The 17,702-nt window shown below is 46.9% G+C and carries 14 protein-coding genes; 6 read left to right on the forward strand and 8 right to left on the reverse strand.

The genetic code is table 11. The features are described 5' to 3' along the window. Positions 1–77: 77 nt before the first annotated feature. Together PH235_RS01225 and PH235_RS01230 are read right to left on the reverse strand one after the other, a co-directional pair. Positions 78–686: a DUF4230 domain-containing protein gene (locus PH235_RS01225; RefSeq protein ID WP_272160671.1), complete on the reverse strand. Its 609-nt coding sequence runs from the start codon at positions 684–686 to the stop codon at positions 78–80. 73 nt (positions 687–759) lie between these two features. Further along, positions 760–1,887 (reverse strand): hypothetical protein, encoded by a 1,128-nt coding sequence (locus PH235_RS01230; RefSeq protein ID WP_272160672.1) that lies wholly within the window; start codon positions 1,885–1,887, stop codon positions 760–762. A 340-nt stretch (positions 1,888–2,227) separates the two neighbouring features. Here PH235_RS01230 and PH235_RS01235 point away from each other — a divergent pair, with 340 nt between their 5' ends. After that, positions 2,228–3,952 (forward strand): ABC transporter ATP-binding protein, encoded by a 1,725-nt coding sequence (locus PH235_RS01235; protein WP_272160673.1) that lies wholly within the window; start codon positions 2,228–2,230, stop codon positions 3,950–3,952. Between the two features lie 81 nt (positions 3,953–4,033). On the opposite strand, the gene PH235_RS01240 is transcribed toward PH235_RS01235, so the two are convergent. After that, positions 4,034–5,575: a flavocytochrome c gene (locus tag PH235_RS01240; protein ID WP_272160674.1), complete on the reverse strand. Its 1,542-nt coding sequence runs from the start codon at positions 5,573–5,575 to the stop codon at positions 4,034–4,036. Between the two features lie 244 nt (positions 5,576–5,819). After that, positions 5,820–6,593 carry an ABC transporter ATP-binding protein gene (locus tag PH235_RS01245; protein WP_272160675.1) on the reverse strand — a complete coding sequence of 258 codons (774 nt, stop codon included), beginning with the start codon at positions 6,591–6,593 and terminating at the stop codon, positions 5,820–5,822. Between the two features lie 173 nt (positions 6,594–6,766). Between PH235_RS01245 and PH235_RS01250 the strand changes: the two genes are divergently transcribed. From PH235_RS01250 to ilvA, 5 genes are all read left to right on the forward strand, one after another. Further along, positions 6,767–7,636 carry a patatin-like phospholipase family protein gene (locus PH235_RS01250; protein WP_272160676.1) on the forward strand — a complete coding sequence of 290 codons (870 nt, stop codon included), beginning with the start codon at positions 6,767–6,769 and terminating at the stop codon, positions 7,634–7,636. A 359-nt stretch (positions 7,637–7,995) separates the two neighbouring features. Beyond that, on the forward strand, positions 7,996–9,696 hold the full coding sequence (ilvB, locus tag PH235_RS01255; protein ID WP_272160677.1) for a biosynthetic-type acetolactate synthase large subunit: 1,701 nt from the start codon (positions 7,996–7,998) through the stop codon (positions 9,694–9,696). Between the two features lie 4 nt (positions 9,697–9,700). Further along, on the forward strand, positions 9,701–9,961 hold the full coding sequence (gene ilvN, locus PH235_RS01260; RefSeq protein ID WP_119092963.1) for an acetolactate synthase small subunit: 261 nt from the start codon (positions 9,701–9,703) through the stop codon (positions 9,959–9,961). An 87-nt stretch (positions 9,962–10,048) separates the two neighbouring features. After that, on the forward strand, positions 10,049–11,044 hold the full coding sequence (gene ilvC, locus PH235_RS01265) for a ketol-acid reductoisomerase (protein WP_086627982.1): 996 nt from the start codon (positions 10,049–10,051) through the stop codon (positions 11,042–11,044). A gap of 83 nt (positions 11,045–11,127) precedes the next feature. After that, positions 11,128–12,390 (forward strand): threonine ammonia-lyase IlvA, encoded by a 1,263-nt coding sequence (gene ilvA / locus PH235_RS01270; RefSeq protein WP_106448554.1) that lies wholly within the window; start codon positions 11,128–11,130, stop codon positions 12,388–12,390. A gap of 368 nt (positions 12,391–12,758) precedes the next feature. Here ilvA and PH235_RS01275 read toward each other — a convergent pair whose 3' ends face one another. From PH235_RS01275 to opp3C, 4 genes are all read right to left on the reverse strand, one after another. Then, positions 12,759–14,393, reverse strand: coding sequence for a peptide ABC transporter substrate-binding protein (locus PH235_RS01275; RefSeq protein WP_272160678.1), 1,635 nt, complete (start codon positions 14,391–14,393; stop codon positions 12,759–12,761). Positions 14,394–14,554: 161 nt separating this feature from the next. Continuing rightward, the gene (locus PH235_RS01280; RefSeq protein WP_272160679.1) at positions 14,555–15,499 is read right to left on the reverse strand and encodes an ABC transporter ATP-binding protein; all 945 of its coding nucleotides are present in this window, start codon (positions 15,497–15,499) and stop codon (positions 14,555–14,557) included. After that, positions 15,499–16,644 carry an ABC transporter ATP-binding protein gene (locus PH235_RS01285; protein ID WP_272160680.1) on the reverse strand — a complete coding sequence of 382 codons (1,146 nt, stop codon included), beginning with the start codon at positions 16,642–16,644 and terminating at the stop codon, positions 15,499–15,501. Before PH235_RS01285 ends, PH235_RS01280 begins: the two co-directional genes overlap by 1 nt. An 11-nt stretch (positions 16,645–16,655) precedes the next feature. After that, positions 16,656–17,702: an oligopeptide ABC transporter permease gene (gene opp3C / locus PH235_RS01290; protein WP_407702558.1), complete on the reverse strand. Its 1,047-nt coding sequence runs from the start codon at positions 17,700–17,702 to the stop codon at positions 16,656–16,658.

Here is a 17,702-nt window from a genome sequence, read left to right on the forward strand (position 1 = left end):
TTTCAGCATAGCTTGGAGTACCTGATTACAGCATAAGAAATGTGCCTACTCGGCGTTGATTCTCACTAGTAAGTATGTTAATAGAACTCGATTTTAATATCTTCGTATCCATTGGAGCTATAATGAGAATGCAACAACAACTCTGCTCTTTTGTCTGCCTCATCCAAAAAGCCTTGGCTAATTTTTTCTTCTTCAAGTTGCTTTTTATCAGCATTTATTTCGTCAATGATGATCTGAGTGGGATAATCCGAAAAAATGTTTCCTTTAACATCTTCCACTGTCATTTTTTCGGTCTCAACAACATTATCGAGTATATAGGATTTCGGGACTTTGACTAATAATATTTCGGAAACTTCATCATACGTTTGTTGAACCTTGGAAAAATCTGTTCCTGCCTTGAGATACCCAGAATATTCAATCAGCCTGATTGCCTCTGCAAAATTAAAATCAGGAAAGACAGGCACTGATATGCTTCTATCCGTGCGGCTTATTATGACATTGCTGTACTCATACTTTAGCGTTGCCAATTCAGACAGTTCCACTAATTTTTCCTGAGTCAAAGCTGCTTCTGAGGATTTATTGGTCTGGATGGCGAATATTTCAGTTTTATTAAGCATCAAAAATCCGACTGTCCCAATCGACCATATTGAAAGCATTGACACTAGAAATACTTTAAGTTTTTTCATAATAAAAATACTCCTCACATTTCAAGTTTGAGATGTCCTCTTCATTTTAAGTGTGTCATCCCAATAAATTCAATTATTGTGCACTAAAATAAATGGTAGCCGAAAAATTTTCGGAATAAGAAATCAGGAAGTTGTCCCCTGTCGGAGCGTATTTAACGACACGGCCAGATGCCTCTGCTCCTGGGAAAAGATCGGTGTAGCCAAAACTATTCCCGTCCAGAGTCCCATAGGTATCTTGTGCAATCTCGCTACCAGAAGAGGAAATGATGTCGAAGGCCGATGATGTTGTATAAGCTGCGTCTTGGTTTCCGTCCAACAATTTCATCGTTACATCAAAAATGACCCATTCCATGCCTTCAGGAGGTGCTTCGTTAAATTGGTTTTCAGCCATTAGAGTGTCCAAGGCAGCCTGACCTTTTGTGATGCCATTGATCTGAAGGGAAATGGTTCCTTCATAGTTTTCCGTCCAATCCTCATTGGAATACGCAACCGGAATTTCAACGGCTTGACCTAAAGGCACTGGATTACTTCTTTTTCCTGCTGCTGAGGACTCGGCAGCCGAATCTTCTGTGCGGGTTTCATCGACTGGCTCGGTTTCCTCAAAAGCACCCTCCAATTCGGTGCTGAGGGACATAAAGCCTGACATGACGACATCCATCATTTCATCAGTAATTTCCGTGATATACCACTCGTTGTCCTCTTTAACTAAATCGATTTTCAATGTAGTTTCTTTGAACGTTTCCGAAACGATCTCTGACTGTTCCTTCATCGTATCAGCAAACATCTGATTCGTTTCCGCTTCGGTCATTTCCGTACCGCTGAATGCCAAAGGTAACATTTTCATGAATGCAGAACTGATTGTTGCTTTAATCAGGGGTGCACCGTCAACATATTTCGCGTTCATCGTCACGACTGCTTTGTCGCCGTCTACTTCACTTCCGGTTACTTCATAAGTCATTTTTTCAGCATTAGTTTTGAAATATTCCAATAGATATTCATTCGAATCATCGGTAAGCAGTTCTTCCGGATCCGTCACTTCTTCCTCATTCGTGGAAAGGACAGCAGCTGCCATTGCTTCGGTATCAAGTTGTTGCCCAGCCGTAAAAAATTCCTCGACCGTCGATTCAGGTTTTGCGCCACTACATCCGGCCAATAAAGCTAGTGACAGCATCGATACTGCAATTGTTCTCCATTTTCTCATTCTCTTACTCCTCCAATTTTCGAATTGTGATCCTTAGCATTCTTCTATAATAAATACTTACGGATTACCCAATTGATAAAGCAAATGGTTCTGTGACTAAAGTATCTCCCAGTGATCGAGGCCAGCATCTGATTGCCGGTTGCTCAAGAGGCTAGCATTCTGGATCATGCCAATAGAGGGATATTTATTTTAATATAATTGTACCACTATGCGGATGTTAAGCAACATTATTCAAACAAACTTTTTCCAGAAGTCCGCAGGAATTTAAAGGAGCGTATCAATACCTCATTCCGGCAATCTGTGTTATAACTATATTCGAATGATTTTAGAGGAGGTCACTATGCTTAAACGTTTTTTCGGCTATTATAAACCCTACAAGCAGCTGTTTATGCTTGATTTTTGTTGCGCTATTTTGGCGGCCGTGCTGGAACTTTCATTCCCGGTCGTCGTCAACAGCGTCATTGATTCGATTTTGCCTTCCGGGCAGTGGAATTTGATCCTATTGGTTTCGCTGGGTCTGTTGGTGTTGTACATCGTCAACACAGCGTTGCAGTATATCGTCGTCTATTTCGGGCACGTGCTGGGCGCCAACATCGAAACCGACATGCGCCGGGAACTTTACGGCCATATGCAGAAGCAGCCTTTCAGCTACTACGACGACCAGCAGACCGGCAAATTGATGGCACGGCTGACGACGGATCTGTTCGAAATCTCCGAAGTTGCGCATCACGGACCGGAGGATATCTTCATCACCATCATCACCTTGTTGGGATCTTTCCTGTTGATGCTGCAGATCCATGTGCCGTTGGCGATCGCCACTTTCGTCATGATTCCCTTCATTACGATTGCGCTCGTCTTTTTCAACAAGAAAATGACCAAGATCAACACCCGCATTTTTGAAGAGCTGGGGGAATTCAGCGCGGGGATTGCAGCATCCGTCAGCGGCATCCGCGTCGTGCAGGCATTCGCAAACGAAGCCTATGAAGCGAAACGGTTCGAAGGATTGAACCAGGCCTATCGCCGTTCCAAAATTGCCTTCTATAAAATGATGGGCATCAGTTCTTCCTATAACTATCTGCTGATCCGGCTGATCAACCTATTTGCGCTGTTCTTCGGAGCCTACTACACGATCCAAGGCCAGCTTTCCTACGGCGAGTTCGTCGGTTTCATCCTCTTGTCCAACATTTTTGTCCGTCCGATTGAGAAAGTGAACACGATGATCGAAAGTTATCCGAAAGGCATCGCCGGTTTCAGACGCTTCACCGAAGAGTTGGACCGTTCGCCGGATATTCTGGATAAACCCGGTGCCATCGAAGCGAGCCATCTGAATGGCGATATCGTCTACAGCCAAGTGTCATTCGGCTATGATGGTTCCAAAAAAGTTTTGGATGGGATCGATCTGCAGATTAAGGCCGGCGAGACAGTCGCTTTCGTCGGTCCAAGCGGCGCCGGGAAAACGACCTTGTGCAACCTCCTTCCCCGCTTTTACGAAGCTACTGAAGGGACCATCACAGTCGACGGCATCAACATCCAGGATTTGACGCTCCGTTCCTTGCGCAACCAAATCGGTGTCGTGCAGCAGGATGTCTTTCTCTTCCCAGGAACCGTCAGGGAAAACATCGCCTACGGGAAATTGGATGCTACCGATGCCGAAATCGCCCAAGCAGCCCAGATGGCCAATCTCGACAAGGTCATCGCGGAGATGCCGCTTGGATTCGATACGATGATCGGAGAACGCGGCGTCAAATTATCCGGTGGGCAAAAACAGCGGCTTTCGATTGCGCGTATGTTCCTGAAAAATCCGCCAATCCTGATTTTGGATGAGGCGACTTCCGCGTTGGATACCGAAACCGAACAAGTCATCCAGGAATCATTGGATAACCTGTCGAAAGGTCGGACGACTCTGATCATCGCCCACCGTTTGACGACCATCAAGCATGCCGACAGGATCATCGTCGTCGATGAACAAGGGATTTCCGAACAAGGCTCGCATAAGGAATTGCTGGCTCAGGACGGAACCTACCGTCGTCTCTACGAGGCCCAGTTTTTGGGAATCGACCAGTGATCCTCAAAAGTAACTAAAGAAAAAACAAGAACGGCAACCCAGCGATTGGGTTGCCGTTCTTGTTTGTTATCGGTGATCCATTTATTCCATTGATTGAACGTAGCTAGCGGATTGTACCCCGGCTTGGCGTCCGAATACGATGATGTCGGCTACAGCATTTCCGCCGATACGGTTGCTGCCGTGTACGCCTCCGGTAACTTCGCCGGCAGCGTAAAGGCCTTCGATGACAGTTCCTTCCGTGCTGATGACTTGTGCGTTGGCGTTGATCTTCAATCCGCCCATTGTATGGTGGATTCCAGGTGCGATTTGGATTGCGTAGTATGGTGCAGCTGCTAATGGGTTAACCATACCTGTTGTACGGTTGAATGCGCCATCCACTTGGGAAGCTACCATTTCGTTCCATGAAGTCAACGTTTGCGCCAATGTTGCGCTGTCGATTTCCAATTGACCAGCCAAAGCTTCGATTGTTTCATCCGATTGGACAAAGCCTTTTTCGATGTACGTGTTGACTGCTTTCACGCGATCTTTCACGCCTGCATCAAAAATCAGGTAAGCATAGCCTTCTTCCAGAGCATTGATCGCTGCCGAAACAGTGTCGCGGGTTTCCATTTCATTGACGAAACGTTCGCCTTGTTGATTCACAAGGATGGCGCCTTCGCCACGGATCGCTTCGGTGATCAGGTAAGATGATTCCTGATGAACGGTCGGGTGGATCTGGATTTGATCCATGTCCACGACAGCGGCTCCGATAGCTTCCGCCATTTTGATGCCGTCGCCTGTCGAGCCCGGTTGGTTAGTTGTGACATAGCCTTCAAGTTGCGGTGCAAGTTCAGTGACCATATCAAAGTCGGCACCGAATCCGCCGGTTGCGATGATGACTGCATCAGATTGAACCGTGATTTCGCCTTCGTTGTTGAAGTCGACTTTGACGCCGCTCGCTTTATCATCCGTCATGACGATTTCAGTCACATCTGAATTCACGAACACAGGAATTTCGCGTTCCATGATGTTCGCGTATAAGCCTTCTACCAAATATTGACCGACTGCAGAACCATCGGATGGACGGTGGGTACGGTTCACGCTCATGCCGCCCGTAACGGTGATGTTGTTCAACGTGATGCCCATTGTGTCCAACCAGTCGATTGCAGGACCAGAATTTTCGACAAGATAGTGCAACAATTCTGGATCGTTTGTATTTTTTCCGCCTGCTAATGTTTCGTTATAGAATAATTCATTTGAATCTGCGATGCCTTGTTCCGCTTGGAATTTCGTTGCGGATGCATTCATACCCGCGGATGATTTGATTGTGTTTCCGCCGTGGACCGGCATTTTTTCGAAGATAACCGGATTCAAGCCAGCATCTTTCGCTGAAATCGCAGCTGACATGCCGGAACCACCGGAACCGATGATAATGACGTCATAGCTTTCTTTCAGTTCTTCCGGATCGGAATAGGTAACCTCTGATGCGCCTGTCACAGCCTCCACTGATTCAGAACTTGCAGCAATCGATTCCTCGCTTTCAACAGCAGCGCTTGAGTCAGCTGAGTTGTCCGTGTTCGCTCCACAACCAGATAACAACATAAACATACTTAAAGCAGAAAATAAGCCAATTCTCTTCTTCATTTTTTACTCCCCCATTTCTTCTACTTACTTTAATATTGTATTTTTTTTATCATGATTTGTACAGTAATAATTTTACAAATATGGCTTTCTGATAATATTCTTATTTATTACCGAGAGGGTCCATCGGAAAGTTTTATATTTTATGCACAATCTTTTCAACTGTGAAGGCAATGCTAAAAAAACAGTGGCGAACCCAATATGCAGATACTTGGGTTCGCCACTGTTTTCTAGCGAGTCAGATGCTTCATTTCGGAAAAACCGCCAGCCTGTCCTTGGACATGCGGATCATCTGCACCGGTTTTTCGTAGAAATCATTCAAGATTTCCTCTTTCAGCAAGTCGCTTGTTTTGCCTGTTTTATGGATGGAACCGTCCTTCAGCAGCATCAGTTTCTTGAAGCAAGGCAGGATTTCCTCGGTGTGGTGGCTGACGTAGATCATTGTCGGCCCTTCAGGCTCATCGGCGATCCGCTGGATATCCTCCAAAAGTTTCTCTTTTGCGAACAGGTCCAAGCCGTTGCAGGGCTCGTCCAAAATCAGAATTTCCGGATCGGCCATCAGAGCGCGGGCGATCAAAATGATCTGCTGTTGCCCTTGGGACAGGATGCCGTAGCGAAAGCCAATCAGTTCTTTGCCGCCGCATTTGATCAAAAGATCCAGCGCCTGTTGTTTTTCGGCTTCAGTGGGGACGGTCCAGACGCCGATCGAAGCGAACTTCCCGCTCAATACGATGTGCTCGGCGATGTCGTTGGGGTTCAGCTGTTGCTGCAAGGCCGAGCTGACCCAGCCTATCCGTTTGCGCAAGTCGGGGATGGCGGTCTGCCCGAAAGTTTCGCCCAACACGACCAGTCTGCCGCTGCTGGGCCACAGATAGCCGTTCAGGAGTTGCAGCAAGGTTGTCTTGCCGGAGCCGTTCAAGCCGAGTATGGCCCAATGCTCGCCTTTTTTTGCGTGCCAATTGATGTCGTTCAAAATTTTCCGGTTATCGCGAATGACATTCACGTGGTCGAATCTGATCATTCCATCACCCCATCTAAAGTTTTGTGGTTCTTGGGTATCTTTATTGCGAATATACCACATCTGCCGCGTGCAGAAAAGGCTTTCGCCATCGCACACCATACACAGAAAAAAATGAGAAAAGCATCGCATCACACCGCAATGTCATCTATACTATAGAGTGAGGTGGAAAATGTATGGACCAAAACAAAGAAAAAGTATCCTTGATCATTGAAGGAGGCGCCATGCGGGGCGTCTTTTGCGCAGGAGTCATCAGTACCTTGCTGCGTCAAGAAATCTACTTGGATTATGTCATCGGTGTCTCTTCCGGATCGGCCAATGGCGTCAATTATGTCAGCCGAGACCTGACCCGCACGAAAGCTTCATTTGTTGATATCGCCGCCAATCCGGCCTTTTCGGGAATGAAATATCTGCTCAACGGGCAAGGTTATTTCAACACAAAATATATTTATGAGGATGCAATCACGACCGATATCCCCTTTCAATTCGAGTCATTCAAGCAAAATCCAACTTCCATGAAAATCGTTGTCACGGATATGGAAACCGCAAAACCTGTTTATTTCGATAAGGATGACATCGCAACCAGTGCAGAATTGGGCCTCAAAATCAGGGCCTCATCCACTGTACCGTTGCTGATGCCCCCTACCCAAATCAATGGCAAATTCTATCTGGACGGCGGCATCGTCGACTCGCTTCCGATCGAACAAGCGATCTCAGACGGCAACCAAAAGCACGTGATTCTCCTTACGCGCCCGCGTGGCTACATCAAGGAAAAGCAGCGCTTCAGCGCCATTATCCGGCGCCATCTGCGGGCTTATCCCGAAGTTATTGCAGCCATCGAACAGCGGCACATAGCCTACAACCGATCGATGGCGTTGATCGAGCAACTGGAAAAGGAAAACAAGGCGTTTGTCATTGCGCCCGATCAGCTTTCCATAGGCAGGATGGAACGGAACGTGCAGCGTCTGGATGCTTATTATCAGTATGCCGAAAGGGCCGCGGAAAGGCAGTTGCCTGAGTTGCAGGACTTTTTGTCAAGGCGCTGATTCGCACAAAAGAATCATCCGGCACGTTCATTTTGGGCAATTATTAGAAATAAGTGAAAATAATATGAAAATTACCGTTGACACTCTCATGTAAATCTTATATGATTATATCAATCACTTAAGCAATAACAAATCCATATAGAAATCAGGTATCCCATATGAAAACGATGAATCCACTAAACATTATTATCGTCTTAATGATCTAGGAGTTAAACACTGTAGAAATTTTTTGCAGATTGTTTAAGTCCTATTTGTGGTAATCAAATGGGATGAAGCATCCCATCATTGATTGATGAGGATGCTTTTTTTTATCCATATTGCAAACGGACAAAGGAAAAACGAGAAACGGGGAGATTAAAATGGAATCTGAAATGAAAACTAAAACAAAAACTGGCGTAACCCTTCTTGTTGAAGCGTTGAAAAATGAAGGTGTTGAAGTTCTGTTCGGCTATCCAGGCGGAGCGGTCCTGCACATCTACGATGAATTCTACAAATCCGAATCGAATCACGTATTGACAAGGCACGAACAAGGCGCTGTCCATGCGGCTGACGGCTACGCCCGCGCAACCGGCAAGCCGGGCGTCTGTATCGTTACAAGCGGTCCCGGAGCAACAAATGCTTTGACCGGTATCGCAACCGCTCAAATGGATTCCATTCCATTGGTTGTAATCACTGGCCAAGTGCATGAAGCAGGCATCGGCAAGGATGCTTTCCAGGAAACGGACATGATCGGCATGACGACACCTGTTACGAAATACAACTACCAAGTGCGTAATGCCAAGGATATCCCGCGCATCATCCACGAAGCTTTCTACCTTGCGAATACAGGCAGAAAAGGACCGGTCGTCATCGACATCCCCAAAAACATCGGTGTCCAGGAAGTCTCTTATGAAGAGTACAACCAACCCGACAAAAATCTACCGGGCTACAAACCGGAATGTCTGCCTGTTCCTGAACAGATTGCTAAAGTGAACGAAGCGATTGCTGCAAGCAAAAAACCGATCATTTTGGCCGGTCAAGGCGTCATCCATGCCCAGGCTGAAAAAGAACTCATGGCCTTCGCGGAATACTACCAAATTCCCGTTGTAAACACGCTGTTGGGTCTGGGTAGCTTCCCTATCAAACATGAGCTGGCATTGGGCATGGGCGGCATGCACGGCTCCTACGCGTCGAATATGGCTTTGATGGAATGTGACTTGCTTCTCAACTTCGGGGCACGCTTCGATGACCGTGTCGCAAGCGACCCTACCAATTTTGCTCCCGAAGCCGTCATTGTCCATGTTGACATCGATAATGCCGAAATCGGCAAAATCATGCACACTGATATCCCGGTTTTATCTGATGCCAAATTGGCTCTGATCATGCTGAACGACACGAAATTGGCTGAAGTGCCCGACCACTCCGTTTGGTTCAGCCATGTGATGGACAACAAAAAGCAACACCCTTTCGGTTACGAAAAATCCGATACGTTCATCAAACCGCAACATGTAATCGAGCAAGTCGGCGAATTGACTCACGGTGAAGCCATTGTTGTAACCGACGTTGGCCAACATCAGATGTGGGCGGCTCAATATTACCCGTTCAAGTACGGCAAGCAATTGCTGACAAGCGGCGGCTTGGGAACGATGGGATTCGGCATTCCGGCAGCTATCGGTGCAAAAATGGCCTATCCTGAAAAAACGGTTGTCTGCTTCGTCGGAGACGGCGGCTTCCAGATGACCAACCAAGAATTGGCGATCCTGAATGCCAATAGACTGGATGTGAAGTACTTTATTCTCAACAACGAAGTACTGGGCATGGTTCATCAATGGCAACATCTGGCCTACGACGGCCGCTTCTCCCATTCCGAGATTCCGGATTCGCCTGATTTCGTTAAACTTGCTGATGCTTACGGCGTCACAGCTGCAAGGGTATCCGATCCGGACAAAGTGGATGAAGCGATTCAGACAGCTTTGAATTATCCTGGTCCTTATGTCTTGGATATCCTGATTTCCAAAGATGAATTGGTACTCCCTATGGTTGCCAGTGGCAGGCCAAATAACGAAATGAAAGGTGTGTAGGACGATGCTTAGATTAATCCAAACCAAAGTCGTGAATAAACCCGGCGTATTGAACCGCATCACGCAAGTTATCCTGAAGCCGCAATACAATATCGATACTTTGACACTGACCGGTACGGAAGATTATGACGTATCCTTGATCACTGTCGGCATCAACTTCGATACGTTGGATGCAGCTGAATTATTGACGAAACAGTTGGAAAAACAAGTCGACGTCATCAGCGCAACCGACATCACCGAAAAACGTTTAGGCCTCAGAGCTTAAATCCAACCAACCGCACTACCCTACTGACCGAATCAAATTGCTTAAAAAGCATTGAGAATATAAAAAAAATAAGGAGGTCATTTTAATATGACTAAAGTATACTACGATCAAGACGTAACAGTAAAAGCACTAGAGGGCAAAAAAATCGCCGTTATCGGATATGGTTCTCAAGGACATGCACATTCACAAAACCTACGCGACAACGGTAATGATGTCATCATCGGAATCCGTGCAGGTAAATCTGCAGACAAAGCAAAAGAAGACGGATTCGAAGTGTTCCCTGTTGCTGAAGCAACAAAACAAGCTGACGTAGTAATGATCCTTATCCCTGATGAGCAACAAGCTGAAGTTTATGCAGCTGAAATCGCTCCTAACTTGGAAGCTGGAAATGCCATCGCATTCGGTCACGGATTCAACATCCATTTCGGTACGATCACACCTGCTGCTGATATCGATGTATTCATGGTTGCTCCAAAAGGCCCAGGCCACATGGTTCGCCGTCAATTCGCTAAAGGATCTGCAGTGCCTGCTTTGTTCGCAGTCTTCCAAGATGCAACAGGCAACGCAAAAGATATCGCTCTTGCTTGGGCACAAGGAGTCGGCGCTACACGCGTAGGCGTTTTGGAAACAACATTCAAGGAAGAGACTGAAACTGACCTATTCGGCGAGCAAGCTGTATTGTGCGGCGGAACAACTCACTTGGTTCAAGCTGGTTTCGAAACATTGGTTGAAGCTGGCTACCAACCAGAAATCGCCTACTTCGAAGTATTGCACGAATTGAAATTGATCGTTGACTTGATGTACGAAGGCGGCATGGAAAAAATGCGCCACTCTATCTCAAACACAGCTGAATACGGCGACTACGTTTCCGGACCTCGCGTCATCACTTCTGATGTGAAGGACCGCATGAAGGACGTCTTGACTGACATCCAAACAGGCGCATTCGCTAAACGCTTCACTGACGATTACAAAGCTGGCTTCCCTGACTTCCACGCAATGCGCGCTGAGCAACAAGGCCACCAGATCGAAGCAGTCGGTGCTGAATTGCGTAAAATGATGCCTTTCGTGAATGAACAACAATAATGAATCAGATGTAGGTTGAGAGCATCCTTATTTTTAAGCCTTCTCTCTTCATCATTGTATTCAATAGATTAGGAGCAGATAGAATGACGGATGAGTTAGTGAACAAAGAAGACGTGCTTAAAGCATATAAAGTACTGCGCAACGTGGTCAAGCAGACACCTTTGCAGCATGATGCATATCTATCGCAGAAGTATCATGCCAACATCTTTTTGAAGCGGGAGGACCTTCAGATCGTCCGCTCCTTCAAATTGAGAGGCGCTTATTATGCCATTTCGCAGCTGAGCGAAGCCGAAACGGAGACCGGGGTAATCTGTGCCTCCGCCGGAAACCATGCGCAAGGGGTAGCTTATACCTGCAACCATTTGGCTATCAACGCTACCATCTTCATGCCGTCGACAACGCCTTCCCAAAAAATAGACCAAGTCCGTTATTTCGGGAAAGAGTATGTTGAAATCAAACTGATCGGCGATACCTTCGACGAATCGAATGAAGCCGCCCATGCCTATGCGGATGAACACAACCTGACTTTCATTGAACCTTTCAATGATCGCAATGTGATCGCCGGGCAAGGCACTTTGGCAGTGGAAATCCACCAGGATCTCGTTGCTGAAGGCGAAACGGCTGACATGGTATTCGCGGCAATCGGCGGCGGCGGTTTGATTTCAGGCGTCAGCAGCTACATGAAGGAAGCCATGCCCGAAACAAAGATCATCGGTGTGGAGTCCTTGGGCGCCCCTGGCATGAAAGTTTCGCTTGATGCGAATAAAGTGACGACTTTGACTGATATTGATAAATTCTGTGATGGGACAGCCGTAGCGACTGTCGGTGATTTGACTTTCAGACACTGCCAACAAAATGTCGATGACATCCTGATAGTGCCTGAAGGACAAGTTTGCGGAACCATCATCGATTTATACACTAAACAAGCTATCGTAGCGGAACCATCCGGCGCACTCTCCGTTTCTGCCTTGGAACAATACAAAGATGAAATCAGAGACAAAACGGTCGTCTGCATCGTCAGCGGCGGTAACAACGATATCAATCGGATGGCTGAAATTGATGAACGCTCCCTACTCTATCAAGGTCTGAAGCACTACTTCATCGTGAACTTCCCGCAGAGGGCCGGCGCGCTGAAAGAGTTCGTGAATGACATATTGGGCGGCAACGATGACATCACCAAGTTCGAATATACGAAAAAAGTCCATCGCAGCGAAGGACCGGTACTGATCGGAATCTTGTTGAAAAATAAGGATGATATCGAAGGTCTGCTCAGCAGGCTGGAAAAATTCGATCCGCATTACATTTCGGTTAACGAGAATTCCAAACTGTATTCCTTCCTGATCTGATCCGGACCAATTCCATAAAGTAACTTAAAACCTGACGAGAGCCACTTGAGAGGCTTGCGTCAGGTTTTTTGATTTGGTTGATTTGGTTGGATGTTACGGGTGGCGGACTGGTGCGGCCGAAAACCATGAATAACCGCGAAGTATTCATCTTTTCGGCCATGAAATCATCGGGTAACATGGATATCCGCTGAGAATTCATGGTTCCAGACCAATATGTTACCGAAATGATGAATAAAACCAAGGTATTCATCTTTTCGGCCCCGAATCCGATACCACCGCTAAGTATCCATGTTCCCCCACGCTCTCTTGAAACCCAAAGAAGGGCCGACTCTCAACCGAGTCGGCCCTTCTTTGGGTTTTAAACATTCTTATTCTTCGATAGACGCTCTGCTCAGGTCAAATTCATTCCCAACGGAATTGAAGATGATGCCTTCAACATTAGCGTTTCTGAGTTGTGTTTCTGCTTCCTGGTAAAGCGGGATGATCGCTGCATCTTCCATGATCAGCTTGTGGGCAGCCATCAGGTCAGCCCAGCGCGCTTCAGGGTTGTTTGCGTTTGTGGTTTTTGAAGAATCGATCAAAGCATCAAATTCCGCATTCGCATATTGCCCTTCGTTGTAGGCGGATGTGCTGTAAAGCAAGTCCATGTAGTTGATAGCGTCGGCAAAATCCGCTCCCCAACCGGTTTGCAACAAGTCGAATTCATCTTGATTCGCCAATTCCAAACGGTTTTTCTTCGGTACGTTGCGCAATTCTACAGTGATGCCTTCCAAGTTGTTTTGGATTTGGCCTTGGATGTATTGGCTGATTTTTTTGTTCTTTTCATCGTCATCCCCAACCAAGGAGAAAGTGATTTCTTTTACGCCCAATTCAGCTTTAGCTTCAGCCAAAAGAGTTTTTGCTTGTTCCAGATCATACTCCAGGTAAGAGCCTGCTTCAGCGGCAAAGTCGTCGCCGGTCGTAGGGTTGCTGACAAAATCAGCCGGCAGGAAACCGCCGATTGCAGTCGAACCGTCGCCGATGACGCTATCGACCAATTCATCGCGATTGATGACAAGTCCGATGGCTGCTCTCAGCTTCGCATTTTGCAGGTAGACATTGTCGTGGTTGAATTCGATGTACGCTGTGCGGGCTTTTTTCTGAACGACTACGTTAGGATCAGTCGCCAATTGTTTAACCAATTCGCCTGTCACTTGTGCGTTGTCGACTGATCCTTGTTGGAACAGATTCACGACCGTGCTCGTTTCTTTGATTACTTGAACGTTGACTTCTTCCAACTGGACTTCGTCGGCTGCATAGTAATCTTCGTTCTTCACAAGATCCCAAGTCAGGCCAGTGCCGTCCCAGTTCTCGATAGTGAAAGGACCGTTAGCCAAAACATTTTCGCTGCTTGTTCCGTATTTATCGCCTTTTTCAGTGACAAATTCCTCGTTTTGCGGGAAGAATGCGCTGAACGCCAATAATGATTCGAAGTACGGAGTCGGTTGCGTCAACTCGATTGTGATTTCAGTGTCGCTTACTGCCGTTACGCCCAACTCTGCAGGGTCCATTTCTCCGGCCATGATCTCATTGGCGTTCTTGATGGTCTCAGCCAAGTAAGCGTAGGATGCGCCCGCTTCCGGATCCACCAATCGTTGCCAAGCGAATACGAAATCGTTCGCTGTCACTGGCTCTCCGTTTGACCAGACAGCATCATCGCGAAGTTTATAGTTATAGGTCAAGCCATCTTCCGAAACAGTGCCGGCTTCGGCAGCGATTGCGGGAACGGGCTTTCCGTCTGCATCGATTTTCAATAAACCTTCGATTGCGTGGCTGATGTAGTTCGAACTGTTGATGTCCGTCATCAGCGTTGTATCCAATGTCGCCAATTCTGTAGGTGCCGTATAATTGACAACTTGTCCGTCTGCGCCCTCACTTGCTGTATTTGTTGCGCCGTCTCCTCCGCAAGCAGCCAAGATGACAGCTGTTGTAGCTAAAATGAAAGAACTTTTCAATCTCCTCATGTAACTCTCCCCTTTTTCTTTTCGTATTTTAATATTATACTATAAATAATCAGAATATTCCACAAATAATGGGGATTATTATCATATAAATTTCATAAACTCTTCATTTCATTAATTTTCTATGGCAAAAAAAGCCCGGAACAAGTTCCGGACTTTTTTTATTAATAATTTTCGTATTTTGCTTTCAATACGGGAACATCGGACTCGCGGCAGTAAACAAAGTGCCCTGGAACGATTTCTCTCATTGCTTCCGGCTCACCATTCTCTTCACGCGGAACATAAGTGAAGCGGGTGCGGTTGCGCTCATACACCGGATCCGGCAGCGGTATGGCCGATAACAGGCTTTCCGTATAAGGATGTAAAGGTTTGTTGTAAACTTCGTCTGCGGGCGCTAATTCGACCAATTTGCCGAAGTACATAACGCCGATGCGGTTGCTGATGTACTTGACCATCGACAGATCATGCGCGATGAACAAGAAAGTCAGTTTTTGTTTTTTCTGCAATTCCATTAGCAAGTTTACCACTTGCGCCTGAATGGATACGTCCAAAGCGGAAATCGGCTCATCGGCAATGATCAGTTTTGGATTTACCGCCAGGGCTCTGGCGATTCCGATACGCTGTCTTTGACCGCCGGAGAACTCGTGCGGATAACGGGAAGAATGGTCTTTGTTCAATCCGACCAGATCCAACAATTCCGCAACCCGGTCATCGACTTCCTTCTCGGTTGTCGCAAGGCCATGAATCTTCAAACCTTCAGCAACGATGTCGCGGACTTTCATACGGGGATTCAAGGATGCATACGGATCCTGGAAAATCATCTGCATGTCCTTACGGAAAGCCAGTTGCTCTTTTCTGTCATGCAGCGTATGAATTTCGGTGCCATCAAAAAAGATTTCGCCGGAAGTTGGGTTGTACAAGCGGATGATTGCGCGACCGGTAGTCGTTTTTCCGCAACCGGATTCGCCTACCAAGCCGAGTGTTTCGCCTTCATAGATATCAAAGGAAACATCATCAACAGCACGGACTTCATTCTTTGTGCCGACGTTGAAATACTGCTTCAGGTTTTTTACTTCCAGAATCTTTTTCTGTCCTGTTGTGTCATACATTACAGCAGTCCTCCTTTCTCTGTGATTTTCGGATCGATGGCCGGGCCTTTACCGTGAGGCAATACAGCCGGTTCCTTATCTGCGGTGTCCATCTCTTTCAGTTCATCGGAAGGAGCGAGTTTCATTTCTGAGAAAGTCGCCTGTCGGTTCACGATGCCCTCTGGAGGATTCACGGAAGGTGCGTCAGGATGCAGCAACCAGGTAGCAGCCGAATGGGTATCAGATACCTTAAAGAACGGCGGATCGTACAAGGTGTCGATCTTCATTGCGTATTCGCTCCGGGGCGCAAAAGCATCCCCAGTCGGAGGATCCAATAAATCTGGGGGTGTCCCTGGGATTGCATAAAGCGATCCTGCAGTGTCCAATGTAGGCATCGAGCTCAACAATCCCCATGTATAAGGGTGTTGCGGATTGTAGAAAATTTCATCGACAGTCCCTACTTCGACGATTTTGCCGGCATACATGACGGCTACTCGGTCTGCAACGTTCGCAACTACACCCAAATCATGGGTGATGAAAATAATCGAAGTCTTGATTTTCTGCTGCAGATCCTTCATCAACTCCAGGATTTGCGCTTGGATCGTAACGTCAAGAGCTGTTGTCGGTTCATCCGCAATCAGAATATCCGGGTTGCAGCCCAAAGCGATCGCGATGACGATCCGTTGGCGCTGACCGCCTGAGAATTGGTGCGGGTACTGTTTCATTCTTTTGGCAGGGCTCGGGATGCCTACAAGCTGCAATAATTCTTCAGCTTTTTTGTAGGCTTCCTCCTTACTGATGTTTTGATGTTTGATGATCGGTTCAGCGATCTGCTTGCCGATTTTTTGAGTCGGATTCAAAGAAGTCATCGGATCCTGGAAAATCATTGCGATTTCCGAACCGCGGATCTTCTGCATTTGTTTTTCGGTTTTGTGCACTAAATCTTCGCCCTTGAACAAGATTTCACCGTGTTCAATGTTGGCGTTGTTCGCCAATAGACGCATAATGCTGCGGCTAGTCACTGATTTACCAGAGCCGGATTCACCAACGATGGCTAATGTTTCACCTGGCTTCAGGTCAAAACTGACGCCTCGGATAGCTTTTACTTTACCTGCATAGGTATCAAAAGTAATTTGTAGGTCTTTTACTTCTAATATATTTTCCATCTGGTTACCTCCTAATCTCTCATTTTTGGATCGAACGCGTCACGGAGTCCATCAGCCAATAAGTTGAAGCAAATCATGATGACGCTCATGATTCCGGCTGGATACCACATCAGATGCGGCAAGAAACGGAATGTCTTGTAACCATCGTTGATCAATGTACCAAGCGATGCATTCGGAGCAGGAATACCGATACCGATAAAGCTCAGGAATGCTTCGAAGAAGATCGCTGATGGGATCGAGAACATAACTTGAATGATGATGACACCTGCCAAGTTAGGCAGAATGTGTCCGAAAGCAATTTTCATCGGTGATTGACCCAACGTGCGGGCAGCCAGGATGTATTCCTGGTTTTTCAACTTCAGTGTTTGCGCTCTGACGACACGCGCCATCGAAAGCCATTCAGTCAATGCCAAAGCAATGATGATGGAACTGATGCCGGGTTTCAGAACAAGCAACATCAGGATAACGACTACCAAGTTAGGCACGCCGGAAAGGATTTCCAGGATACGTTGCATGATGTTATCGACTTTTCCGCCCAACCAGCCGGATGTCAGACCATAGACAACGCCGAGTGTCAGGTTGAATAAGGCTGCCATGAACGCGATGAATAAGGATACGCGGGTACCGTACAGGATCCGCGACAACAAATCGCGTCCCAGGCTGTCCGTACCGAGGTAGTAGTAAACATCCTCAGGAACGTTGGACGCCTCGTACTTATCGATGACGACGCCATTCTGCTTCACTGTTCCGTTCAAACCGTTGATGTCGATGCCGGGAATCTTTGGTGGCATATTTGCGTATTGGACAGTTTGCGCATTCGGGTCATGCGGTGCGATGACTGGAGCAAACAGACTGGACATAGTGATGATGATCAAGATGACCAAACTGACCATGGCAACTTTATTTTTCTTCAGACGGCGCCAAGAATCTGCCATGAAGCTTAGGGAAGGCGCTGAGATTTTTTCTTTATCCTGCATGCTTGACTCGGATGCCGTTTCGAAAAGATCTTTCGTGATTGTCGGCATCGCTGTTGTATTGCGTAATTCATTTTCACTCAT

The organism is Trichococcus sp. K1Tr, from assembly GCF_028309625.1.
GTDB lineage: Bacteria > Bacillota > Bacilli > Lactobacillales > Aerococcaceae > Trichococcus.

Bases quoted from the DNA above. Each gene is read 5' to 3' on its own strand.
- PH235_RS01225 (WP_272160671.1), bottom strand. From the start codon at position 686: ATGAAAAAACTTAAAGTATTTCTAGTGTCAATGCTTTCAATATGGTCG.
- PH235_RS01230 (WP_272160672.1), bottom strand. From the start codon at position 1,887: ATGAGAAAATGGAGAACAATTGCAGTATCGATGCTGTCACTAGCTTTA.
- PH235_RS01235 (WP_272160673.1), top strand. From the start codon at position 2,228: ATGCTTAAACGTTTTTTCGGCTATTATAAACCCTACAAGCAGCTGTTT.
- PH235_RS01240 (WP_272160674.1), bottom strand. From the start codon at position 5,575: ATGAAGAAGAGAATTGGCTTATTTTCTGCTTTAAGTATGTTTATGTTG.
- PH235_RS01245 (WP_272160675.1), bottom strand. From the start codon at position 6,593: ATGATCAGATTCGACCACGTGAATGTCATTCGCGATAACCGGAAAATT.
- PH235_RS01250 (WP_272160676.1), top strand. From the start codon at position 6,767: ATGGACCAAAACAAAGAAAAAGTATCCTTGATCATTGAAGGAGGCGCC.
- ilvB (WP_272160677.1), top strand. From the start codon at position 7,996: ATGGAATCTGAAATGAAAACTAAAACAAAAACTGGCGTAACCCTTCTT.
- ilvN (WP_119092963.1), top strand. From the start codon at position 9,701: ATGCTTAGATTAATCCAAACCAAAGTCGTGAATAAACCCGGCGTATTG.
- ilvC (WP_086627982.1), top strand. From the start codon at position 10,049: ATGACTAAAGTATACTACGATCAAGACGTAACAGTAAAAGCACTAGAG.
- ilvA (WP_106448554.1), top strand. From the start codon at position 11,128: ATGACGGATGAGTTAGTGAACAAAGAAGACGTGCTTAAAGCATATAAA.
- PH235_RS01275 (WP_272160678.1), bottom strand. From the start codon at position 14,393: ATGAGGAGATTGAAAAGTTCTTTCATTTTAGCTACAACAGCTGTCATC.
- PH235_RS01280 (WP_272160679.1), bottom strand. From the start codon at position 15,499: ATGTATGACACAACAGGACAGAAAAAGATTCTGGAAGTAAAAAACCTG.
- PH235_RS01285 (WP_272160680.1), bottom strand. From the start codon at position 16,644: ATGGAAAATATATTAGAAGTAAAAGACCTACAAATTACTTTTGATACC.
- opp3C (WP_407702558.1), bottom strand. From the start codon at position 17,702: ATGAGTGAAAATGAATTACGCAATACAACAGCGATGCCGACAATCACG.